This is a genomic window from Nocardioides sp. F233, from assembly GCF_057813895.1.
This window is the reverse complement of the sequence record NZ_JBVASH010000001.1, coordinates 215,120-236,597: the sequence shown is the minus strand read 5'-3', so window position 1 is coordinate 236,597 and position 21,478 is coordinate 215,120. Positions and strand designations below refer to the sequence as shown.

Below are 21,478 nucleotides of genomic sequence, written 5' to 3'. Positions count from 1 at the left end.
GTCTGGGCTCAGGCGCGGGGCCGGCGGCCCAGCCGCGAGACGAGCAGCAGCCCGAGCAGGCCGATCAGGCTGATCGCGCCACCCGAGGCGAGCACCCGGCTGATCTGGGGCGGGTCGCCGAGCGGGTCGGCGGGCGGGTGGAAGCTCACCGGCTCCGGGGTCGGTTCCGGAGCCGGCGGGGGCTCGACGGAGGCGAGGTACTGCTTGAGCATCGCCTTGACCTTCGGGGTCAGGCCCTTGGGCAGCAGCACCGCGCCGCCGCAGGGGTCGGCGACGATGCCGTCGACGGTGTCCTTGGTGAAGAAGAGGTACGACGCCCCCTGGGTCACCCCTGGCTGCGCGCCGACCGGCCAGTCGACGGTGACCGCGGCCTGCTGACCCTTGGGCACGTCGCCCAGCCAGGAGTGCTCGACCGTGACGCCGTAGCCGACCCGGCCGGAGCCGGTCACCGGCGCGGCGGCGTCGACCCGGCCGACGAAGACGTCGTCGGCCGCGGCGGCACGCTGGTCGACGGCCGCCTCGTTCGTGATGTCGATGGGAGCGCAGTCGGCCGGGAGCCCGCCGGACGCGCCCTCGACGCTCCCGACGGCAGCACCCGGCAGCGCGACCAGCGCCACCGGCACCGCCAGCAGGGCAGCGCGGAGCAGACGGGGGGACCTCACAGGCCCATCCCACCAGATCCGGCGACGGGGAACCAGCGGCCGATCTCGACAGCGGCGCCGTCGTCGTCGACGGAGTCGGTGACCGCGTCGGCGATCTCCTTCACCTCGTCGACGGACTGGCCCATGGCCACACCGCGCCCGGCCCACTGCAGCATCTCGATGTCGTTGCGCCCGTCACCGATGGCGAGCACGTCGGTGCGGTCGATGCCGAGCTGCTGGGCGACGTACTCGAGACCGGAGGCCTTGGAGATCCCGACCGGGGCGAGGTCGAGCCACGCGGTCCAGCCGACGACGTAGTCGGTGCCCTGCAGCCCGAGGTTGGCGGCGAGGGCCACGAAGTCCTCGGCGGTCGCCTTCGGGTCGCGGATGATCACGCGGCTGACCGGCTGGGCGACCATGTCGTCGACGTCGGCGATGATCGTCGTACCGCCGAGCTCGCCGTCGGGGAACGGGCCGGACACGCGGTAGCCGACCCCGCGCTCCTCGACCGCGACCAGCGCCTCGGGGTGCTGGGCCAGGACGGCGGCGACGGCGGGGCGGGCGTCGAAGGTCACCTCGTGGACGACCTCCGCGGGCGGGTAGCGCAGCACGACGGCGCCGTTGGCGGCGATGATCCAGAGCCGCTCACCGTGGCCGTGCAGGTCGAGCTTGTCGGCGACGACGGTCATGTTGTGGGGCGCGCGCCCCGAGGACAGCACGACGTGCGCGCCGGAGTCGAGGACCCGCTGGACGGCGTCGTGCACCGCCGGCGTGACCTCCTCATGGCTCATGCCGAGCCCCGCCACCCACTTGAGCAGGGTGCCGTCGATGTCGAGCGCGACGAGGCGGGGCTGCCAGTCGCTCATCGTGCGACGGGCTCCAGGACCTCGAGGCCGCCCATGAACGGCTGCAGCGCCTTCGGGACCCGGACCGAGCCGTCGGCCTGCTGGTGGGTCTCGAGGACGGCGACGATCGCGCGGGTGATCGCGGTCAGGGTGCCGTTGAGGGTGGCGACCGGGCCGGTCCGGTCACCGAACCGGCCACGGGTGTCAAGGCGGCGGGTCTGGAAGTCGGTGCAGTTGGAGGTCGAGGTGAGCTCGCGGTACTTGCCCTGGGTGGGGATCCACGCCTCGCAGTCGAACTTCCGGATCGCGCTGCCGCCGAGGTCGCCAGCCGCGATGTCGACGACCTGGTAGGCGAGCTCGAGCTTGTCGAGGAACTCCTTCTCCCACGCGAGCAGGCGCTGGTGCTCCGCCTCGGCGTCCTCGAGCGTGGTGTAGACGAACATCTCCACCTTGTCGAACCAGTGGACCCGGATGATCCCCTTGGTGTCCTTGCCATGAGAGCCGGCCTCCTTGCGGAAGCACGGGCTGAAGCTGGCGTAGCGGCGCGGCAGGCTGTCGGCGTCGAGGATCTCCCTGGAGTGGTACGCCGCCATCGGCACCTCGGAGGTGCCGACGAGGTAGAGGTCCTCGCCCTCGATCCGGTAGATGTCCTCGCCGCCGCCCTGGTCGAGGTAGCCGGTGCCCTCCATCGCCTCCGTGCGCACCAGCGACGGCGCGATCACCTGGGTGAAGCCGGCGTTGCGGGCCTGCTCCATCGCGAGGTTGACCAGCGCCAGCTCGAGCTGGGCACCCACGCCGGTGAGGAAGTAGAAGCGGCTGCCGCTGACCTTGGCGCCGCGCTCGAGGTCGATCGCGCCGAGCATCCGACCGAGCTCGATGTGGTCGCGCGGCTCGAAGCCCTCCTTCTCGAAGTCGCGGGGCGTGCCCACGGTCTCGAGGACCACGAAGTCGTCCTCGCCACCGGTCGGGGTCTGGTCCGCGACGACGTTGGGGATCGCCTTGAGCGCGGTGGTCCACGCCTCGTCGGCGGTCGTCTGCGCGGCTTCCAGGTCCTTGACCTCGGCCGCGAGCTGCTTCACCTGCGCGAGCAGCGCCTGCTTCTCGTCACCCTGCGCCTGCGCGACCTGCTTGCCGAAGGTCTTCTGCGCGGCGCGCTTCTCCTCGAACGCGGCGATCGCGGCGCGGCGTACGGCGTCGGCCTCCAGCGCCCGGTCGACCACGTCGGGAGACGCCCCGCGCTTGGCCTGCGAGGCGCGGATGCGGTCGGGCTCGTCGCGGAGGATGCGGGGGTCGATCATGCGGCTCAGGCTATCCGTCGGGTCCGACTCGCGCGGAATGCAGGGATACCCGCTTCAGCGGGTATCCCTGCACTTCCTGACGGTTGCAATGGGCAGGAAGCGCAAGGACACGTCAAGAAGGTCGTAGGAATACCCGCTGAAGCGGGTACTCCTGCAACCGGCTCAGTACAACGCGATGGGCTCGGGGGCGGGGAAGAGGGCGTCGAGCTCGGCGAGGTCCTCGACGGTGGGCACCCACTGGTCCGCCTGGGCGTTGGCGGCGACCTGCTCGGGCGAGGTGGCCCCGGCGATCACGGACGCGACGGGCGACTGCGCGAGGAGCCAGCCGATGGCGACGGTGACCTCGGAGATCCCGCGCTCCCGGGCGAAGTCGGAGTAGGCCTTGAGCGTCGGGGACACGGCGTCCTCGAGCAGGTGCTGGCGGGTGTGTGAGAGGCGGGAGCCCTCGGGGGCGTTGCCCGATGCGTACTTGCCGGTGAGCAGGCCGTTGGCGAGCGGGAAGTACGGCAGCACGCCGACGCCGAAGGCGCGGGACGCGGGCAGCACCTCGAGCTCGGCGCGGCGGTCGGTGAGGTTGTAGTGGTTCTGGGCGGAGACGAACCGCTCGACGCCGAGCTCGCGGGCGACGTACTCGGCCTGCGCGATCTGCCAGCCCGCCCGGTTGGAGTGGCCGAGGTAACGCACCTTCCCGGCCCGCACGAGGTCGTCGAGGGCGGACATCGTCTCCTCGATCGGGGTGCTCGGGTCGGGCGTGTGGAACTGGAAGAGGTCGATCCAGTCGGTACCGAGGCGGCGCAGCGAGGCCTCGACGGCGGTGCGGATGTAACGACGCGAGCCGCGGGCCCCGAAGTCGGGACCGTTGGCGCCGCGCATGTCCATGCCGAACTTCGTGGCGACGACCACGTCGGCCCGGCGGGAGCCCAGCGCGGCACCGAGCCGCTCCTCGGACAGGCCCGGCGTGGCGCCGTACACGTCGGCGACGTCGAAGAAGGTGATCCCCGCGTCGAGGGCGGCGCGGATCACGCGGTCGGTGCCCTCCTGCGACTCCGTGGCTGCGCCGGGACGGCCGAGGTTGTTGCAGCCGAGGCCGACGCGGGACACGACGAGGCCCGAGCGGCCGAGGGTCACGGAAGAGGGGGCGGTCATGCCCCGACGTTATCCTCCGGGGGTGCTCGACCGACCCCGCCGGACCCCTCTCCTGGCCTCGCTGATCCTGCTCGCCCTGTTCGCGGGGGTGGCCGGAGCCGTCGCCGCCGACTGGTCGTGGGTGATGGATCTCGACAGCCACGGCGAGTCGGCCCGCACGTGGGCCGGCGACCAGGGCTGGCTGGAGCACCCGCTGCGGATCATCGAGATCGTCTTCGGGACTGCCTGCATGACCGCGATCACCGCGGTGCTGGCCGTCGCCCTGTTCGTGAAGGGGCACCGGCGGGCCGGGATCCTGGTCGCAGCCGTGATGGCGGCCACCGCGCTGGCGACGTACGGCGCCAAGGTGTTCGTCGGGCGCGGCCGGCCCGTGTGGCAGGACCCCGAGTACTTCCTGCACTCCAACGCCTTCCCGTCGGGCCACACCTCCGCGGCCGCCGCGTTCGCCGGCCTGGTCGTGCTCCTGGCCATCATGCTCGTACGGCGACCGGGCATCCGCCGCCTGCTCTCGACCCTCGCGGTCCTGGTGTGGGTGCTGGTCGCCGCCGACCGGATCCTGCTCGGGCGGCACTACCCGAGCGATGTCGTCGGCGGCACCCTGCTCGGCATCGGCGTGCTCCTCCTCGGCGTGGCGCTCTACAACCCGCTCCCCCGCAGCCACGCGCTCAAGGCCGAGCCGCTGCCCGAGCCGTTCCCGTCGGCGCGCAAGCTGGCGGTGGTCCTCAACCCGATCAAGGTCGAGTCGGTCGAGCAGTTCCAGACCCTGGTGACCCAGATGGCGATCGAGTCGGGGTGGAACGAGCCGCGCTGGTACCTCACCACCGTCGAGGACTCCGGGACCGGCCAGGCCGAGCAGGCCGCCGTCGAGGGTGCCGACCTGGTCATCGTGTGCGGCGGCGACGGCACCGTGCGCGAGGTGTGCGCCGAGCTCGCCGGCACCGGCATCCCGGTGGGCGTCGTCCCCGCGGGCACGGGCAACCTGCTCGCCCGCAACCTGGAGATCCCGCTCTTCATCCGGGCGGCCATCGACATCGCGCTCACCGGCCAGGACCGGGCCATCGACATGGTCGAGGTCGACGGCGACGGCCTGGAGCGCACCCACTTCATGGTGATGGCCGGCATGGGCTTCGACGCCGCGATCATGGAGGGCGTCAACGAGGACCTCAAGAAGAAGGTCGGCTGGCTCGCCTACGTCCTCTCCGGCCTCAAGGGCCTGATGTTCCCGGCGATGAAGCTCGAGATCTCGGTCGACGACATGCCGTTCACCAAGCACCGCGCCCGCACCTGCGTGATCGGCAACGTCGGCAGCCTGCAGGGCGGGATGAACCTGCTCCCGGACGCCGCCATCGACGACGGCCAGCTCGACGTGGTGCTGCTCTACCCGCGCCGCTTCCTCAGCTGGATCCCGCTGCTGCTGCGCGTCGTGACCCGCCGCGAGCGCAACGCCGGCGAGTCGGTCGCGCGGATGACCGGCCGCAAGGTCGTCGTACGCGCGTCCGGCGAGGTGCCGCGCCAGCTCGACGGCGACACCATCGGCCTGGGCTCGGAGCTGCGGATGGAATGCATCCACGGCCGGGTGCTGGTGCGGGTACCGCGGACTGTGTAGGACGTTTCAACTACCGGATTCGTCGTCAGATCGGTCCGACCGCGACCAATTCGGTAGTTGAACCGCCCTCACCCGGAGCGCCGACGTCAGCTGCGCGCGAGCCGCGCGTGCGCGACCGCCTCGGACTCCTCGGGCGAGAGCTCCTGGTCGCTGCTCCAGCCGGCGACCGACTTGGCGTACGTGCGCGCCTCGTTGCGGCCGCGGATCGAGGTGAGGACGACGCCGTCGCCGGCGTCGTCGAGCAGCGCGAGCGACCAGGACAGCCGGCCGCCCATCTCGTCGAAGGCGTCGTAGCGAACGACGGCCAGGTGGCGCAGCGCCCCGACCGCCTCGGCCCGCAGCGCGGCGACCTCGCGGCGCAGTCCGGCAGCGTCGGCGGGGAGGTCGTCGGCGTCCGTCGTACGGCCGGCCCGTCCGTTGCGCAGCGCCACGGCGAGGGCGGCGACAGCCACGAGGAGGGCGAGGAGCGCGAGGACGACGGCCATGGGGCGACCGTAGTCGGCGAGACTGCGCGGCAGGTGGCCACGCGCCGCCACTACCCTTGCCGCATGGTCCGTATCGCGTACCAGGGGGAACCCGGCGCCAACTCGCACATCGTGTGCAAGCAGCACTACCCGGACGCCGAGGCGGTCGCGTGCGCCTCCTTCGAGGACGTCTTCGCGGCCGTGGCCAGCGGTGACTGCGACCTCGCGCTGATCCCGATCGACAACTCGATCGCCGGCCGGGTGGCCGACATCCACCACTTCCTGCCCGACTCGGGGCTGCACATCATCGCCGAGCACTTCCTGCGCATCCAGTTCCACCTGATGGTGGTGCCGGGGGCGTCCGCCGAGACGCTGCGGACCGTGCACAGCCACGTCCACGCGCTGGGCCAGTGCCGCAAAGTGATCCGCGAGCTCGGACTGACGCCGATCATCTCCGGCGACACCGCCGGCGCCGCCCGCGAGATCGCCGAGGCAGGCGACCCGACCCAGGCTGCCATCGCACCGCCGCTCGCAGCGGAGATCTACGGCCTCGAGATCCTGCGCAAGGACGTCGAGGACGAGGACCACAACACGACCCGGTTCGTGCTGCTCTCCCCCGAGTACGTCATGGCACCGCAGGGCAACGGTCCGGTGGTCACCAGCTTCGTGTTCAACGTCCGCAACCTGCCCTCGGCGCTCTACAAGGCGCTCGGCGGGTTCGCGACCAACGGCATCAACATGACCAAGCTCGAGAGCTACATGGTCGGCGGCGAGTTCGCGGCCACCCAGTTCCTCGCCGAGGTCGACGGGCACCCCGACGACCCGGGCCTCAAGCGGGCCCTGGAGGAGCTGACCTTCTTCACCACCGACATCAAGGTGCTCGGGGTCTACCCGGCCGACCCGTTCCGGGGCTGACCGGGCCGCGATCCGTCGTACGCCGGGATAACGCAAGTGTCCCGGACACGTTGTGACAGGTGTCTCCCGCACCGGCGTCGGGCGCACTAGGGTCGGCGGTGACAGTCGGGGAGAGAAGGTGAGCCCGGCGCGCTGCGTCGGGTACAGCGAAAGGGTCAGCATGGCAACGTTCTTCGAGCACTTCTCGCCTCAGGAGATCGCGCGGATCAGCGCGACTGGACGGCGGGTGAAGCTCCCCGAGGGCTGGTCGCCGATCTGGGAGGACACCCCGGCCGACAAGGCGTACGTCATCCTCGACGGCACCGTCTCCGTGCGCCGCGACGGCACCGAGATCGCCCAGCTCGGCGCCGGTGACATCGTCGGCGAGGCCGCGATCGTCGGCCAGAAGCTGCGCAACGCCACGATCGTGGCGCTCACGCCGCTCGACACCATCCACCTCACCGACGACACCCTGCGCGAGCTCGACGCCGAGTGGCCCGCGTTCCACCAGGCTCTCGTCGACGTCGCCCAGGCGCGCCTCGGCGACGCCTGACCGAGGTTCGATGACCACGGCTGACGGCCCCGCTTCCTCGGACGGCGGGGTCGTCGGCGCGCTCGAGGAGCACCTCCTCGGCGAGACGCCCTGGCTCACCCAGGAGCAGGTGGCCGAGCGGGCCGGCGTACCCCTGGCGACGGCCAACGAGCTGTGGCACCTGTTGGGCTTCGCCCACGTGCCCGACGACGAGGCGGCCTTCACCACCGCCGACGTCCGGGCGCTGCAGCTGACCAACGACCTGATCCGGCTCGGGATCCTCAGCCAGGAGCGGCAGGACGGCCTGGTCCGCACCTGGGGGCGCAGCTTCGCCCGGCTCGCCGACTGGCAGGTCGCCCTGCTGGCCTCGGTCGCCGGCGAGCTCGGCGCCGACCCCACCGAGGGACTGCTCGCGATCTCCGACGAGGCGCTGCCGCGGGTCGAGGAGCTGCAGAGCTACGTGTGGCGCCGCCACCTGCTCAGCGCCAGCGCCCGGCTGCTGGCCGAGCAGACGTCCGGCCCGACCGCGACGCTCGCCGTGTGCTTCGTCGACATCGTCGGCTACACGTCCCGCTCGCGCACGCTCAGCGACCGCGAGCTGGTGACCTGGCTGGAGTCCTTCGAGTCCACCGTGCTGGGGCTGACCGTCGACCGCGGCGGCCGGATCATCAAGAACATCGGCGACGAGCTCCTCATCGTCGCCGACTCACCCGAGGCGATGGCCGACATCGCGCTCGAGCTGACCCGCCGTGGCGCCGAACCCGAGGACCCGTTCCCGGCGGTCCGGGCCGGCATCGCGTACGGCGAGGTGGTCACCCGCCTCGGTGACGTGTTCGGTCCCGTGGTCAACATCGCCGCCCGGCTCACGTCCGTGGCCCGGCCGAGCTCGGTGCTGGTCGACCTCGGTGCCTACGAGGCGCTCACGGGGCGCGAGGACGACGAGTCCGACGAGCACACCGGCACCTACCGCTTCCGGCGGTTGCGGCGGGTGTCGGTGAAGGGCTACTCGCGCCTCAAGGTGTGGGCGCTGCAGGAATCACCTCCTCAGAGGTGATGCTTGCGCTTCCTGACCGTTGCAACGGTCAGGAAGCGCAGGTTTCACCTCCTAAGCGGCGATCCCTGCAACCGGCTCAGCGGATCGTGACCTGACGGTTCGCGAGGCCGCTGCGGGCCGAGCGCTGCTCGGTGGTGAGGTCGCTGGTGTCGGCGAGAGCCGCGTCGAGCTTGGCCTTGAACGCGGTCGCGGCCTCCTCGAGCGGCTCGGGACCGGTACCGACGGGCAGGTCCCAGACCGGGGCGAGCAGGCCGTGGGCGCGGAACATGCCGACGAAGCGGGCGTCGGGGACGATCACGTCGTCGCCGGAGACGTGCAGCCGTGCGAGCGCGTCGAGGAGGGCGTCCTCGGGCTCGGGCATCACCCAGCGCAGGTGCTCCTTGGCGCCCATCCGGGTCCAGTACGCCGCCGTCACGCCGGTCAGTCGCGCGGTCGGGGCGGCAGCGCCCTGGGCCTGCTCCAGCGCCTGGGCGAGCTCGGAGCTGGCGTCCATGTCGGACACCCAGTAGTCGAAGCCCTCGTGCACCTCCACGGCGAGGTCGTCGCCGGCGAGGAGGTCCTGCAGGCGGGGACCGGGTCCCGGAGGCGCGGTCAGGCCGACCATGCCGGCGCCGGGCTCGGCGGCCAGCGCCTCGAGCAGGACGGCGCCGAGGTCACGGGCCGGGTCGCCGAAGTTGTGCTGGACCTGCAGGCCGAGCCACACCTCGCCGCTGTCGCGGACCAGCGCGGGCGCCGCCATCGGCAGCAGGGTGCAGAGCTTGACCACGCGGTCGGCGTACTCGCCCTGGAGGGTCAGCGGCGCGGTCGCGGCAGGCACCAGCTCGCGCAGCGCGACGAGGTCGCACTCGGAGGGGAGGCCCTCGAACGGCCGCTTGACGAAGACCTGGCCGCCACCGGTCGCGCCGTGGCACGCCTTGTAGCGCTTGCCGGAGCCGCAGGGACAGGGCTGCCGGGGGCCGACCTCACCCGCAGGGGTCTCGGCAGCGGTCGTGGTGCGGTTCTTCTTCGCCATGCGCGGAAACCTACTCGGCAGGGCCGAACCGCTGCTCCAGCAGGTCGAGCATCAACCGCGGGCGGTCGCTGATCACGGCCTTCACCCCGAGGGCGAGGCAGCGGTCGAGGTCCTTCTCCTTGTTGACCGTCCACACGTGGATGTCGCGCTCGGAGCGGGCGATCGACTCCGCGACCCGCGGGTGGTCGCGCAGCATCTTGATGCCGGGGCCGACGATCCAGTCGCGGCCGATCACGCGGCGCAGCATCGGCCAGTAGTTCGGCTTGTCGAGCAGCTGGACCAGCTGGATCTCGGGCGCGAGCCGCTCGACGCGCTGCAACGCGGTGAACGAGAAGCTCATCACCCGCACCGGCGCACCGGCCTGGTCCCAGCCGAAGTCGCGCAGCATGTCGACCAGGCGCTTCTCGACCAGGCCGCCGTACCGCGTCGGGTGCTTGGTCTCGATCGCCACCTCGACCCGGCGGTCGTAGTCGGCGACGGTCTCGAGCAGCTTGCGCAGGGTGAGCACGCCGCGCAGGTCCAGGTCCTCGTCGGGCGCCTCGTCGTCGAGGTCGGCCCACGGGTTCTTCCAGGCCGCGAAGTCGAGCTCGGAGAGGTCCGCGAGCTCCATCGTCGACACGATGCCCTTGTTGGCGGCGGTACGACGCAGGTCGCGGTCGTGGACGCACACCAGGTGACCGTCGGCGGTGAGCCGGACGTCGCACTCGAGGCCGCCGGCGCCGATGTCGAGCGCCTCGAGGTAGGCGCCCAGCGTGTGCTCGGCGAGCTCGTGACTGGCGCCGCGGTGGGCGACCACCTGGGGACGTACGGTGGGCACGGGACGATTGTGGCAGGTCTCAGGGTCGAGTTCGGGGTCGGACCGGGGTCGTTCCCCGATGTGTCGCGGCGCAGGGCGAGGCACGGTAGAGGCATGAGCAACTACGACAGCTACTCCAGCCCCCAGAACCCCGTCGCGCCCCGCCGGCTGACCCGCCGCGAGCACGACAAGATGATCGCCGGCGTCTGCTCCGGCCTCGCCGCGCACCTCAACGTCGACGTCACCGTCGTCCGGCTGCTGATGGTCGCCGTGACGGTCTTCACCGGCGGTGCGGCGCTGCTGGTCTACCTCGCCGGCTGGTGGCTGATGCCGCGCGGCTGACACCCTGACCCTCGTGACCTCCGCCGACCTCGTCTCCCGGCTCCGCGCCGCGGGCTGCGTGTTCGCCGAGGAGGAGGCGGAGGTGCTGACGTCCTCGGCGACCTCGCCCGCGCAGCTCGAGCAGATGGTCGCCCGCCGCGTCGCCGGCGAGCCACTCGAGCACGTCGTCGGCTGGGTCGCCTTCGACGGCGGCCGCGTCGTGGTGGAGCCGGGCGTGTTCGTCCCACGCCAGCGCACGGCGTACCTCGTCGAACTGGCGGCGCCGCTGCTCGGCGCCGGCGACACCGTGCTCGACCTGTGCTGCGGCAGCGGGGCCCTCGGGCTCGCGCTCGCCCGCCGGGTCTCCGGAATCAGCGTGCACGCGTCCGACATCGACCCCGTGGCCGTCGCCTGCGCGGCCCGCAACCTCGCCCCGGTCGGGGGATCCGCCGTCGTCGGCGACCTGGCCGCGGCGCTGTCCCCGTCGTTGCAGGGCACTGCGGCCGTGGTCGTCGCCAACGTCCCCTACGTGCCGAGCGCCGCGGTGGCACTGATGCCGCCCGAGTCGCGCGACCACGAGCCGCGCGGCACCGTCGACGGTGGCGACGACGGGCTGGACCTGCTCCGCAGGGTGGCCGCCCTCGCCCCGACCTGGCTACTGCCGGGCGGGGTGCTGTTCTCCGAGGTCTCGGAGGACCAGGCACCGGCCGCCATGGCCGCCTTTGCCGACGCCGGACTCGTCGCCGCCACGCATCGCGACGAGGAGCGCGAGACGACCGCGGTCAGCGGACGCCGGGCAGGCTGAGCTCCTCGCCGTCCCACCGCCGCCGCAGCCAGCGGTCGTGCGAGGCGACGACCACGGCGCCCGGGCTGGCGCCGATCGCCTCCTCGAGCTCGGTGACGAGCGCGAGCGAGAGGTGGTTGGACGGCTCGTCGAGCAGCAGGAGGTCCGGCTCGGTCGCGACCGCGATCGCCAGCGAGAGCCGGCGCCGCTGGCCGACCGACAGCAGCACGACCGGCTTGGCGTGCTCGCGCGGGTGGAGCAGGCCGAGGCTCCGCAGCGGCCGTCGTACGGCGAGCTCCGGGCCGACCGCCTGCTCGTAGGTCGCCTGCGCGGTGGCCGTCAGGTCCGGGAAGAGCGGGTCCTGGGTGAGCTCGGCGACCCGCTGGGCGCCGACTTGGACCACACCGGACGTCGGCGCGATCCGGCCGGACAGGACGCCCAGCAGGGTCGACTTGCCGGTGCCGTTGGCGCCGGTCACCAGCAGGTGGCCGCCGCTGTCGAGGTCGAGGACGGGCAGCCGCAGCCGGCCCTCGACGGTGAGGTCGCGGACGGTGACCGCCCTTCCTGCGCTCGGCGCCGAGGCGGTCAGGCCGGTCGACAGCCGCAACGGTGCCGGCGGCCTGCGGACCTGGCTGCGCTCGGCCTCCTCGAGCCGCCGCTCCGCGTCGCGCTTGCGGCGGGCGAGCGCGCGGTCGACGTTCGCACCCTTGAACGCGTGGATGAACTTGTCGTTGTCACGCGGCCCCCGGCCCGGCGCGACCGCGCTCTTGTCGATCCGCGCCGCCTCGCGCAGCCGCTCGAGCTCCTCCTGCTGGGCAGCGAAGGTCTCCTCCCACCGTCGTCGCGCGGCGGCCCGGGCCTCGGCGTACGCCGTCCAGCCGCCGCCGTACCGCCGACCACCGCGGCCGTCGGTCCCCATCCCCACCGGGTCGAGGTCGACCAGGTCCGTGCAGACCTCGTCGAGCAGCACCCGGTCGTGGCTGGTGAGCACCACGACGCCGGGCAGGTCGCGCAGGAACGCCACCAGGAGCGCGACCGCCTCGTCGTCGAGGTGGTTGGTCGGCTCGTCGAGCAGCAGGCACTGCGGTCGGCGGGTCATCAGCGTCGCCAGCGCGAGCCGGGTGCGCTGACCCCCGGACAGGCTGCCGACCCGCCGGTCCTGTGCCAGGTGGTCCAGGCCGAGCTGCTCGGCGGCCAGCAGCGCCCGCCGGTCGGCGTCCCAGGCGTCGTGGGCGAGGGCGAGGTCGAGCGCGGCGGCGTACTCCTCCGCAACGACGGGATCGTCGAGCCGGTCGGCCAGGGTCTCGACCTTCGCAACGGCCTCCCGCAGCGGCCGCAGGGCGGTCGCCAGCACGTCGGCCACCGTGTCCGTGTCCGCGAACGGCGGCTCCTGCGTGAGGAACGCCAGGTCGGCGGGACGCTCGATGGTGCCGGTGACCTGCGCTGTGTCGGGCAGGTCGCCGGTGACGGCCCGCAACAGCGTCGACTTGCCCGCCCCGTTCTCCCCGATCAGGCCGATCCGGCGGCCGGGCTGGGCGAGCAGGTCGATCCCGTCGAGGACGGTACGACGACCGAACGCCACCGTGAGGTCACGGACGACGAGCGGGGTGAGGGAGGCGGTGGTGGGCGCTGACATGGCTGATCCGATCGATGACGGGGTCGGACTCGCCGGGCACTGGTCGAGGGACTCAGGGACGGCCGCGGGCGCGAGTCGGGTCAGGCGAGGATCAGCATGATGAGTCGAGCCTACGGGGCGGGTGGACGCGGACGCCACCGATTTGCGACCCGCGTCCCTCGTCCGAGCAAGGTTCGATTGGGTCGGCCCCTCGGCCTAGGGTCCCGCGATGGACGGCACTTGGATTCAGCTCTTGCCATCCTTGGCCTCACTGGTCGCGATCATTGCCGCCGTGGCCGCTCTGGGGTCACGGTTCGCGCGTTGGTTAGACGACGACAGGGTGGCGAGGGCGCTCGCAAGGATGGACGACCAGACCAGGGTTGCGTCGAAGCTTTCGGCCATGGGCGAGGCGGAGTGGGCGGAGGAGACGCGACGCGATGCCTGGTTGCACGTTCTCCGTCGACTCGCTCAGTTCGAGTGGAACCGACGCCACCCATTCCGGGCGATGCTCGCTTTCGACATCGCGATGGCCTACATCGCCCTGCTCACGCTGCTGGGCGTGCAGGGTTTGGTCGGCAAGAACTCAACGCTGCAAGCCGCCGGTCTGGTCACCTTGCTGGCGATACTCGGCCTCGTGCTGACCTGGGTCGCCTCGAGTTCAGTGGCATCAAGCGAAGTACGGCGGGCGGCCGAGGCTCGATTCGAAACCCACCGTACTGACGGGCTCGTCCAGTTCTCGCCGGATGACGACCATCAACCTCTGAACGGTCCGGCTGTCGCACCTGCCACCGAGTCTCGCGAACGCCCTCAGATCCCGTCGAGGATCCGGGCCCGGGTGGCGTCGTACTCCTCCCGGCTGACGAGGTCCCGCTTCAGCAGGTCGTCGAGCTCGGCGAGGCGCTCGGCGGGGGTCTTCTCCTCAGGGGGCAGGACAGCGGCGCTCGGGCGCACGGGGGTGATCGGCTCGGCGGAGTCCCAGTCGAGCTCCCACTCCTTCGACTCGGGGTCGACGAGGACGGGGAGGTCGCCGGTGTAGAGCAGCGGCATCCGGAAGTCGGGGACGACGGTGCGGCTCTCGACCTCGAAGGGCACGACGTCGTCGCCGTGGATCCGCAGACGCAGCTTGAGCAGCGGCTGGTCGTTGATCCGGACGTTCGTGGGGTCGAAGGAGAGCACCTGGGCGCGAGCGGGGCGGCCCTTGCTGCGCAAGCGGTACAGCTTCTTCGCGGACCGGTAGCGGCCGCGACCGACGAGGACGCCGATGACCAGGTCGAGGACCGTGATGCCGATGCCCGTCGGCAGCAGCCAACCGCTGCCGGGCTCCTCGCCCCCGATGGCGAGGCCCATGACCAGGAAGATCGGGCCGACGACCCCGCACAGGAGCAGGAACAGGACGGGCGGCAGGTAGCTGCCGATCACGGAGGGCGGCCTCGGCGCGTCCCGAGGTGCGGGAGTCATGGCCGACAGCGTAGGTGCGAATTCAGGCCTGGGTGCGCAGATAGCGACCGAAGTGCGGGACCGTGAACGCGATCCGGCCCCGCTCGCCGGAGTAGATCAGCCCCTTCTTGAGCAGCGAGTCCCGCGCCGGCGAGAGCGACTGCGGCTTCTTGCCGAGCACCGTCGCGACGTCGGCGGTGGCGACCGAGCCGACCGGGTCCTCGACGCCGTCGTCGGCGGCGGCGACCGCGGCGTCGGCCATCGCGCGCAGGTAGTCGCGCTCGGCCGGGGTGGCCCGCTCGTAGCGGGAGCCGAAGAAGCCGACGGCGAGCTCGGTCTCGGCCTCGGGCCCCGCGACGGCGACGTCCTCGGCGGTGATCGGGGCGCGCGGGGCGAGGTCCCACACGGAGCGGCCGTAGGCCTGGATGAAGTACGGGTAGCCGCGTGTGGCGTCGTACATCGCGGCGAGGGCCTCGGGCGTGAACTCGGCGTCCTCCTCGGCGGCGGGCGCGACGAGGGCGCGGTCGGCGGCGTCGCGGGAGAGCCGGTCGATGCGCTGGTAGGAGAACAGTCGCTCGGAGTAGGACTTGCTCGCCGACAGGACGGCCGGCAGGTGGGGCAGTCCGGCGCCGACCACGATCACGGGCAGGCCGTTCTGGCTGAGCTCGTGGCAGGCGGCGCAGAGCGCGGAGACGTCGTCGGCGCCGAGGTCCTGCATCTCGTCGATGAACACCGCCACGCCCTTGCCGACGTCGGCGGCGAGGCCGCCCACGTCGGTGAGCAGCTCGACGAGGTCGATCTCGACGTCGCCGGAGTCGGCCCGGCCACGGACCACCGGAGCGTCGATGCCGGGCGACCACTTGTCGCGCAGCTTGGCGTCGGTGCCGGCCTCGCGCTGGGCGAAGGACCGGATCACGCCGAGCACGTGGTCGGCCTCGGCCGGCTCCGGGTGCCCGAGCTCGCGGACCGCCTGGTGCAGCGCCGAGGACAGCGGCCGGCGCAGCGACTGGTCGGGCCGGGCCTCCAGCTTGCCGGTCCCCCAGCCCTTGCGGACCGCCGCCGAGCGCAGCGCGTTGAGCAGGACCGTCTTGCCGACCCCACGCAGGCCCGTGAGCACGAGCGAGCGCTCCGGGCGACCGCGCGCCACCCGCTCGAGGACGACGTCGAAGGCCGTCAGCTGCTCGTCGCGACCGGCGAGCTCGGGCGGGCGCTGCCCGGCGCCGGGGGCGTACGGGTTGCGGATCGGGTCCATGATCCGACGCTATCGAGGTGTCTAGCGGGTTCCCTAGATTCGGCTAGCGTGTCGGATCGTCGGGCTGATCAGGCTCCCGTCGACGGCAGCGCGCCGGACGGCGCGCTCTCGGTGGCGGGCGCGACCGCACCGTCCGGCACGGTGACCGAGGTGATCACCGGCTGCACCTCGGTCTCGGCGAGCACCCCCGTCGGCACCTCCGGCTGAGCCGGTAGGACGACCGCCGGGTCGACGCCCTCGTCGATCGGCAGCACGCAGTCCGGGGTGGCCGGCTGGCCCGGGACCACGATGTAGTCCTCCACCCAGGCGGGCTGGTCGACGATGTCGTGCGCGGCCTCGACGACCACCTCGGCGGCGGATCCGGGCAGCTGGGTCCAGCCGGTGCCGGCCGGCGGGAGCACGGTCGCGGCGGGGGTGGTCTCGACGGCCGGCGTACCGGGTCGGGTCTCACCGGTGGCGGCGAAACCGGCGTCGGGCGCAGTGCCGTCGGGCAGCCAGACCCGCTCCTCCTCGGCGGCCGAGATCTCGGAGGTGGCGCCGTCGACCCAGCCGGTGCCGGTGGGCTGCTCGCCGACCGGCAGGTCCTGCTCCTCGGTGCTCGAGGAGGCGACCCGCGTGCGGCCGGTCGGGGTCGAGCCGGCGGGCGGCGTCGTACCGTCGGCGACCCAGGCGGTCTCCACGTGGGACTGCTCGGGCGTGGCGGAGACGGCGGGCCGGTCGACGACCCAGACGTCCTCGGTGACGGCGGGCTTCACGACCACGTCGCGGGTGCGGCCGGTCGGGGACCAGCCCTTTCCGTTGTCGCCGGCGTTCCAGCCCTCGCGCTCCCAGCGGGTGTTGCCGTTCTGCTGCTGCACGTACTCCCACTCGACGACCGTCACCGCAGGGGTCACGACCCGGGTCTCGGTGTGGCCCTGCTCCGGGGAGCCGGGTGACGCCGGCCGGTCGACGACGGTCCAGGCGTGCTCACGCTCGACGACATCGGTGGTGCGGGTCCAGTGCACGAGGACGACGGCCGCGGCCGTCTCCCGGGCGTACGCCCGCTCGATCGTCCCCGTCGTCCGCTGCCAGCGCCACGCCGTGGCGGTGACCGCGGGCACGGTCCGGGTCACGGCCGGGTGCTCGATGGTCCCCCACTGCGCCGGGACCTCGGGCTGCCCGCAGCCCCGCTGGTCGCCCGGGCGCGCCGGGGAACCGGGCGTCGCGGCCGCTGACGGGAGCAGCCCGGAACCGACGCCGATGACCGCCACGAGGGCAAGCGTTCCAAGGGTGAGGTGCCTGCTGTGCATGGGAGGGGCCCTTCTGGAATGGGAAATGGAGGGGCTCCCGAGCGGCGCCGATGACCGGACAACACGCGGGCCCGCGGCGGGGTGACGGCACCGGGCCGGAAACAGGACGAAGTCCCGGATCCCCTGGCCAGGTCGGAGGAAGGTCCTAGGCTGGGGCGCGTGCCCGAGCTGCCCGAGGTGGAAGCCCTGGCCCTCGACCTGCGGGGCCGGCTGGAGGGGCGCGCCATCACCCGCGTCCACATCGCGGCGTTCAGCGCCCTCAAGACCTACGACCCGCCGCTGTCGGCGATCGAGGGCACCTTGGTCGACGACGTACGCCGCCACGGCAAGTTCCTCGACATCGAGGCCAGCGGCCTGCACCTCGTGCTCCACCTGGCCCGGGCGGGCTGGGTGCGCTGGAAGGACGAGGTCCCCGCGCTGCCGCCGCGCCCCAGCACCAAGTCGACGCTGGCGGTCCGGGTCGTGCTCGACGAGCGCGACGGCCTGACGCCGGGCCTCGACATCACCGAGGCCGGCACCAAGAAGTCGTTGGCCCTCTACCTGGTGCGCGACCCGCTCGACGTACCCGGCATCGCCAGTCTCGGCCCGGACCCGTTGACCGACGACTTCACGCCCGAGCGGCTCGCCGGGATCCTCGCCGACGCCGGGCGCAAGCAGCTCAAGGGCGTGCTGCGCCACCAGGGCACCATCGCCGGGATCGGCAACGCCTACTCCGACGAGATCCTGCACGCGGCGCGGATGTCGCCGTTCAAGCCGGCTGACAGCCTGTCCGAGGACGAGCTGGCGACCCTGTACGCCGCCGTCCGCGACACGCTCGGCGACGCGGTCGAGCGCTCCCGCGGACTGGCGGCCAGCGAGCTCAAGGCCGAGAAGAAGTCGAACCTCGCTGTGCACGGCCAGACCGGCAAGCCGTGCCCGGTGTGCGGCGACATCGTCCGCGAGGTGTCCTTCGCCGACTCGAGCCTGCAGTACTGCCCGACCTGCCAGACCGGCGGCAAGCCACTCGCCGACCGCCGGATGAGCAAGCTGCTCAAGTAGCACCCACGACGGCCGATCCTGGATCCATGGGCCTGAGGCCGCCTTCGCCGACCCCTTCCCGCGCGGCCCGCCGCGCGGTGCTGACCGGCGCCGCCGCCGGTCTGGGCGCGGTGCTGGCCCGGCCCGGCGTCGCCCTCGCCGCGCCCGACGTGCGTGGCTACCCCGCCACCCCGATCCCCGACGCGGCGACCTGGCACGGCATCCGTCGGTTCACCGCGGGCTACACGCCCGCGCTGCGCGTGCAGGTCGCCGAGGCCGGCGGGTTCGAGGCGTGGTTCGCCCGCCAGCTCGACGGTTCGTACGACGACACGTGGTACGACACGACCTCCCGCTGGTGGTTCTCGATCAACGCCGACGACGCGACGGTGTGGCAGCGCGACCGGACCGACGTCGAGTCGCTGTGGTGGGCCGACGCCAACTACCAGAGCTGGGCGATGGTCCGGCGCTTCGGCTCGCAGCGCCAGGTGCTGGAGACGATGGCCGAGCTGTGGGAGCACCACCTGCACGTGCCGGCGCAGGGCGCGGTCGGGCCGTTCCGGACGGCGTACGGCAAGGAGATCCGCAAGCACGCGCTCGGCAGGTTCTCCGACCTGCTCGAGGCGGCGATCACGCACCCGGCGATGAGCGTCTACCTGGGCAACGCGAACTCGACGAAGTCCGCTCCCAACGAGAACCTCGGCCGGGAGCTGCTCGAGCTGCACACCGTCGGCATCGGCCAGTACGGCGAGAGCGACGTCAAGAGCTCCGCGCGGCTGCTGACCGGGTTCAAGGTGGGCATCTGGACGACCTGGGCCACGTCCTACGACCCGAATGCGCACTGGACCGGACCGGTGCAGGTGATGGGGTTCAGCCACCCCAACAGCGATCCCGACGGGCGCGCCGCCCTGTCGGCGTACCTGCGCTACCTGGCCCGGCACCCCGCGACCGCGCGCCGGATCGCCCGCAAGCTGGCCGTCCGGTTCGTCTCCGACGCGCCCTCCGACGCGCTGGTCGACGAGCTGGCCGCGGTGTACGTCGACCACGACACCGACATCACGTCCGTGCTGCTGGCCCTGGTCGCCTCCGCCGAGTACCGCGCGGCCGCCGACGCCAAGGTGCGCACGCCACCCGAGGACGTGGTGGCGACATACCGCGCGCTCGGGGTGGAGTTGACCGGTGGACCGACCGACCTCGCCGACGAGTCGGCGGCCAACACGATGATCTGGCAGGCCCAGCGGATCGGGGCGAAGCCGTTCAACTGGCCGCGACCCGACGGGCGGCCCGACACGGCGCAGGCCTGGTCGTCGACGTCACGCTTCCTGGCCTCGCTGGACGTCCACTACACGATGAGCGGCGGCTGGTGGCCCGAGGAGGGTGCCCGCTACCGCGAGCCGATCGACTGGCTGCCCACGGCGCCCCCCGCGACCCCCGGCGCGGCGAACGAGCCGCTGGTCGTCGGGCGCCCGAAGAAGGACAAGAAGAAAAAGAAGAAGAAAAAGAAGAAGAAGCACCCCGCTCCCCCGCCGAGCCCGCCACCACCGGACCCGGTCGTGCCCGAGCCGCCCGACGAGCCGGAGACGCCGACCAACCCCGTCGCGAGCATCCGGTTCGACGAGCTCGTCGACCACCTGTGCCGCACGATGCTCGGCCAGCCGGTCGCACCGACCATGCTGCAGGCGGCGTGCGAGGCGGCCGGTTGCGCCCCGACCGACGTGATCACGCCGCAGCACCGGATCGTGGCCTGGGAGATGCCGCGCCTGGTCACCGTCCTGCTCGACTCACCCCTGCACATGACCCGGTGAGGTGCCGATGACGTCCTCCTGCTCGTGCGACGAGTTCGCCGCCCTCGACGGTGGGCTGACCCGGCGCGGCCTGTTCCGCGGTCTCGCCGCCACGACGGCGGCGGTGACGACCACCACCGCGATCGGCGGAGCGTTCATGTCGACGTCGTACGCCGCCACAGCGAGCGCCCCTGCGGTGCTCGTCGTGCTGTCGATGCGCGGTGCCGTCGACGGGATGAGCCTGGTGGTGCCGCACGCCGACCCGGTGTACTACGCGGCGCGCCCGCGGATCGCCGTACCGTCGAGCAGGCTGCTCGCCAAGGACGCCTTCTTCGGCCTGCACCCCGACCTCGCTCCCCTGGTGCCGTGGTGGAACGCCGGCTCGATGGCCGCCGTCCACGCGACCGGGCTCCCTGCGCCGAACCGCTCGCACTTCGCGGCGATCGAGGCCGTCGAGGACGCCGACCCGGGGTCGGCCGCGCGGATCGGTTGGCTGAACCGGCTGATCGGCCGCGACACCGACACGGACCCGCTGCAAGCCGTCCAGTTCGGCGACTCCGTGCTGCCCGCCTCGCTGCTGGGGCCCGAGCCCGCGGTGGCCGTCGACCGGGTCGAGTCGATGGTGCTCGCCGGCGCGGACCGCTGGGACCCGCAGGGCCGGCGGCCGCAGTCGATGACGACGATGTGGGCGGACGCCGGGGGCCCGCTCGGGGTGGGCGCCCGGTCGGCGATGAAGGCGATCGCCGACTTCGCGCCGGTCCGCACGTCCCCGGCGACGCCCGCCAACGGCGCGGTCTATCCCGACGGCGACCTCGGCGAGAGCCTGGCCTCGGCCGCGCGCACCATCCGTGGCGACGTCGGGGCGGAGGTGATCACCATCGACACCGGCAGCTGGGACCACCACGTCGACCTCGGCACCCTGGACTGGGGCCAGATGCAGCGGATGACCAAGGAGCTCGCCGCCGCGCTCGCCGCCTTCCTCACCGATCTCGGACCGCTCGCGTCGAAGGTGACCGTCGTGACCCTCTCGGAGTTCGGGCGCCGTACGAAGGAGAACGCGAACTACGGCCTCGACCACGGCTACGGGAACGTGATGTTCCTGCTCGGCGCAGGCGTCACGGGCGGCTACCACGGCCGGTGGCCGGGCCTGGTCAACGACGTCGACGGCGACCTGCTGGTCACCACCGACTACCGCAGCGTGCTGTCCGAGGTGGTCGTCGGTCGTCTGGGCGCGTCGTCAGCCCAGGTGTTCCCCGGCTTCCAGCCGGAGAGCGTCGGCGTCGTGCGGGCGCCCTGAGAACCGCGTCCGAGGACGCCTCCTAGAGTTGAGCCATGATCCCTCAGATCGAGATCGACGGCGTGCCCGACCCGCTCCCCGAGGGCCTGGTGGTGCTCGACGTCCGCGAGGACGACGAGTGGGCCGCCGGCCACATCGACGGCGCGCTCCACATCCCGCTCATGGAGCTGCCCGCCCGGCTGGGCGAGTTCGTGGAGCTCGAGGCGCCGCAGACGCTCGTGGTCTGCAAGGGCGGCGGCCGCTCGGCCCGTGCGGTGGCCTACCTCGCCCAGCAGGGGTACGACGTCGTCAACCTCGTCGACGGCATGCTCGGCTGGGAGCGCGCCGGGCGGGCGATGACCGCCGACGGCGACCAGCCGCCGTACGTCGTCTGAGGTCCTCACCGAACGAGACGGCC

21 protein-coding genes are annotated in these 21,478 nt (G+C 72.5%); 10 read left to right on the top strand and 11 right to left on the bottom strand.

The features are described 5' to 3' along the window. Positions 1-8 precede the first annotated feature (8 nt). From ACZYRU_RS01155 to ACZYRU_RS01140, 4 genes are all read right to left on the bottom strand, one after another. The gene (locus ACZYRU_RS01155) at positions 9-662 is read right to left on the bottom strand and encodes a hypothetical protein (RefSeq protein ID WP_488955239.1); all 654 of its coding nucleotides are present in this window, start codon (positions 660-662) and stop codon (positions 9-11) included. Further along, a complete protein-coding gene (locus ACZYRU_RS01150) occupies positions 659-1,507 on the bottom strand; it encodes an HAD family hydrolase (RefSeq protein WP_488955238.1) in 849 nt (282 codons plus the stop codon). The genes ACZYRU_RS01155 and ACZYRU_RS01150 overlap by 4 nt, the downstream gene beginning before the upstream one ends. Then, on the bottom strand, positions 1,504-2,784 hold the full coding sequence (gene serS, locus ACZYRU_RS01145) for a serine--tRNA ligase (RefSeq protein WP_488955237.1): 1,281 nt from the start codon (positions 2,782-2,784) through the stop codon (positions 1,504-1,506). Before serS ends, ACZYRU_RS01150 begins: the two co-directional genes overlap by 4 nt. 162 nt (positions 2,785-2,946) lie before the next feature. Further along, positions 2,947-3,930 (bottom strand): aldo/keto reductase, encoded by a 984-nt coding sequence (locus tag ACZYRU_RS01140; RefSeq protein WP_488955236.1) that lies wholly within the window; start codon positions 3,928-3,930, stop codon positions 2,947-2,949. Between the two features lie 22 nt (positions 3,931-3,952). Between ACZYRU_RS01140 and ACZYRU_RS01135 the strand changes: the two genes are divergently transcribed. Further along, entirely contained in the window at positions 3,953-5,536 is a 1,584-nt protein-coding gene (locus tag ACZYRU_RS01135) for a bifunctional phosphatase PAP2/diacylglycerol kinase family protein (protein ID WP_488955235.1), read from the top strand. An 86-nt stretch (positions 5,537-5,622) separates the two neighbouring features. Here the strand turns inward: ACZYRU_RS01135 and ACZYRU_RS01130 are convergent, their stop codons facing one another. Further along, complete coding sequence (locus ACZYRU_RS01130) at positions 5,623-6,021, bottom strand: DUF4446 family protein (protein ID WP_488955234.1); 399 nt, start codon at positions 6,019-6,021, stop codon at positions 5,623-5,625. 63 nt (positions 6,022-6,084) lie between these two features. Between ACZYRU_RS01130 and ACZYRU_RS01125 the strand changes: the two genes are divergently transcribed. The 3 genes from ACZYRU_RS01125 (at position 6,085) to ACZYRU_RS01115 (ending at position 8,480) form a co-directional block, all read left to right on the top strand. Beyond that, positions 6,085-6,915, top strand: coding sequence for a prephenate dehydratase (locus ACZYRU_RS01125; protein ID WP_488955233.1), 831 nt, complete (start codon positions 6,085-6,087; stop codon positions 6,913-6,915). Between the two features lie 160 nt (positions 6,916-7,075). Then, positions 7,076-7,447: a Crp/Fnr family transcriptional regulator gene (locus tag ACZYRU_RS01120; protein WP_488955232.1), complete on the top strand. Its 372-nt coding sequence runs from the start codon at positions 7,076-7,078 to the stop codon at positions 7,445-7,447. Positions 7,448-7,457: 10 nt separating this feature from the next. Then, positions 7,458-8,480: an adenylate/guanylate cyclase domain-containing protein gene (locus tag ACZYRU_RS01115; protein WP_488955231.1), complete on the top strand. Its 1,023-nt coding sequence runs from the start codon at positions 7,458-7,460 to the stop codon at positions 8,478-8,480. Between the two features lie 76 nt (positions 8,481-8,556). Here the strand turns inward: ACZYRU_RS01115 and ACZYRU_RS01110 are convergent, their stop codons facing one another. Together ACZYRU_RS01110 and ACZYRU_RS01105 are read right to left on the bottom strand one after the other, a co-directional pair. Next, the gene (locus ACZYRU_RS01110; protein WP_488955230.1) at positions 8,557-9,492 is read right to left on the bottom strand and encodes a DUF5926 family protein; all 936 of its coding nucleotides are present in this window, start codon (positions 9,490-9,492) and stop codon (positions 8,557-8,559) included. 10 nt (positions 9,493-9,502) lie between these two features. Beyond that, on the bottom strand, positions 9,503-10,309 hold the full coding sequence (locus ACZYRU_RS01105; RefSeq protein WP_488955229.1) for a glycerophosphodiester phosphodiesterase family protein: 807 nt from the start codon (positions 10,307-10,309) through the stop codon (positions 9,503-9,505). 93 nt (positions 10,310-10,402) lie between these two features. Here ACZYRU_RS01105 and ACZYRU_RS01100 point away from each other — a divergent pair, with 93 nt between their 5' ends. Both ACZYRU_RS01100 and ACZYRU_RS01095 read left to right on the top strand, forming a co-directional pair. Then, entirely contained in the window at positions 10,403-10,630 is a 228-nt protein-coding gene (locus ACZYRU_RS01100) for a PspC domain-containing protein (protein WP_488955228.1), read from the top strand. Between the two features lie 13 nt (positions 10,631-10,643). Beyond that, entirely contained in the window at positions 10,644-11,414 is a 771-nt protein-coding gene (locus ACZYRU_RS01095; protein WP_488955227.1) for a putative protein N(5)-glutamine methyltransferase, read from the top strand. On the opposite strand, the gene ACZYRU_RS01090 is transcribed toward ACZYRU_RS01095, so the two are convergent. The 4 genes from ACZYRU_RS01090 to ACZYRU_RS01075 form a co-directional block, all read right to left on the bottom strand. Further along, positions 11,392-13,029 carry an ABC-F family ATP-binding cassette domain-containing protein gene (locus tag ACZYRU_RS01090; RefSeq protein ID WP_488955226.1) on the bottom strand — a complete coding sequence of 546 codons (1,638 nt, stop codon included), beginning with the start codon at positions 13,027-13,029 and terminating at the stop codon, positions 11,392-11,394. The two genes, ACZYRU_RS01095 and ACZYRU_RS01090, sit on opposite strands and share 23 nt — an antisense overlap. Positions 13,030-13,815: 786 nt before the next feature. Beyond that, complete coding sequence (locus tag ACZYRU_RS01085; protein ID WP_488955225.1) at positions 13,816-14,466, bottom strand: hypothetical protein; 651 nt, start codon at positions 14,464-14,466, stop codon at positions 13,816-13,818. 22 nt (positions 14,467-14,488) lie between these two features. Continuing rightward, entirely contained in the window at positions 14,489-15,697 is a 1,209-nt protein-coding gene (locus ACZYRU_RS01080; protein WP_488955224.1) for an ATP-binding protein, read from the bottom strand. Between the two features lie 68 nt (positions 15,698-15,765). Further along, positions 15,766-16,986 (bottom strand): hypothetical protein, encoded by a 1,221-nt coding sequence (locus ACZYRU_RS01075; RefSeq protein WP_488955223.1) that lies wholly within the window; start codon positions 16,984-16,986, stop codon positions 15,766-15,768. A 159-nt stretch (positions 16,987-17,145) separates the two neighbouring features. Here ACZYRU_RS01075 and ACZYRU_RS01070 point away from each other — a divergent pair, with 159 nt between their 5' ends. The 4 genes from ACZYRU_RS01070 to ACZYRU_RS01055 are packed head-to-tail and all read left to right on the top strand — an operon-like array spanning position 17,146 to position 21,455. Continuing rightward, positions 17,146-18,024, top strand: a complete 879-nt coding sequence (locus tag ACZYRU_RS01070; RefSeq protein WP_488955222.1) for an Fpg/Nei family DNA glycosylase — start codon at positions 17,146-17,148, stop codon at positions 18,022-18,024. Positions 18,025-18,050: 26 nt separating this feature from the next. Further along, positions 18,051-19,805, top strand: a complete 1,755-nt coding sequence (locus tag ACZYRU_RS01065) for a DUF1800 domain-containing protein (RefSeq protein WP_488955221.1) — start codon at positions 18,051-18,053, stop codon at positions 19,803-19,805. A 7-nt stretch (positions 19,806-19,812) separates the two neighbouring features. Next, complete coding sequence (locus ACZYRU_RS01060; protein ID WP_488955220.1) at positions 19,813-21,081, top strand: DUF1501 domain-containing protein; 1,269 nt, start codon at positions 19,813-19,815, stop codon at positions 21,079-21,081. 35 nt (positions 21,082-21,116) lie between these two features. Then, positions 21,117-21,455: a rhodanese-like domain-containing protein gene (locus tag ACZYRU_RS01055; protein ID WP_488955219.1), complete on the top strand. Its 339-nt coding sequence runs from the start codon at positions 21,117-21,119 to the stop codon at positions 21,453-21,455. Positions 21,456-21,478: the final 23 nt, after the last annotated feature.

Coding starts and splice junctions, on each gene's coding strand:
- ACZYRU_RS01055 (WP_488955219.1), top strand. CDS start 21,117: ATGATCCCTCAGATCGAGATCGACGGCGTGCCCGACCCGCTCCCCGAG.
- ACZYRU_RS01130 (WP_488955234.1), bottom strand. CDS start 6,021: ATGGCCGTCGTCCTCGCGCTCCTCGCCCTCCTCGTGGCTGTCGCCGCC.
- ACZYRU_RS01110 (WP_488955230.1), bottom strand. CDS start 9,492: ATGGCGAAGAAGAACCGCACCACGACCGCTGCCGAGACCCCTGCGGGT.
- ACZYRU_RS01140 (WP_488955236.1), bottom strand. CDS start 3,930: ATGACCGCCCCCTCTTCCGTGACCCTCGGCCGCTCGGGCCTCGTCGTG.
- ACZYRU_RS01085 (WP_488955225.1), bottom strand. CDS start 14,466: ATGACTCCCGCACCTCGGGACGCGCCGAGGCCGCCCTCCGTGATCGGC.
- ACZYRU_RS01075 (WP_488955223.1), bottom strand. CDS start 16,986: ATGCACAGCAGGCACCTCACCCTTGGAACGCTTGCCCTCGTGGCGGTC.
- ACZYRU_RS01150 (WP_488955238.1), bottom strand. CDS start 1,507: ATGAGCGACTGGCAGCCCCGCCTCGTCGCGCTCGACATCGACGGCACC.
- ACZYRU_RS01120 (WP_488955232.1), top strand. CDS start 7,076: ATGGCAACGTTCTTCGAGCACTTCTCGCCTCAGGAGATCGCGCGGATC.
- serS (WP_488955237.1), bottom strand. CDS start 2,784: ATGATCGACCCCCGCATCCTCCGCGACGAGCCCGACCGCATCCGCGCC.
- ACZYRU_RS01115 (WP_488955231.1), top strand. CDS start 7,458: ATGACCACGGCTGACGGCCCCGCTTCCTCGGACGGCGGGGTCGTCGGC.
- ACZYRU_RS01125 (WP_488955233.1), top strand. CDS start 6,085: ATGGTCCGTATCGCGTACCAGGGGGAACCCGGCGCCAACTCGCACATC.
- ACZYRU_RS01065 (WP_488955221.1), top strand. CDS start 18,051: ATGGGCCTGAGGCCGCCTTCGCCGACCCCTTCCCGCGCGGCCCGCCGC.
- ACZYRU_RS01100 (WP_488955228.1), top strand. CDS start 10,403: ATGAGCAACTACGACAGCTACTCCAGCCCCCAGAACCCCGTCGCGCCC.
- ACZYRU_RS01080 (WP_488955224.1), bottom strand. CDS start 15,697: ATGGACCCGATCCGCAACCCGTACGCCCCCGGCGCCGGGCAGCGCCCG.
- ACZYRU_RS01060 (WP_488955220.1), top strand. CDS start 19,813: ATGACGTCCTCCTGCTCGTGCGACGAGTTCGCCGCCCTCGACGGTGGG.
- ACZYRU_RS01090 (WP_488955226.1), bottom strand. CDS start 13,029: ATGTCAGCGCCCACCACCGCCTCCCTCACCCCGCTCGTCGTCCGTGAC.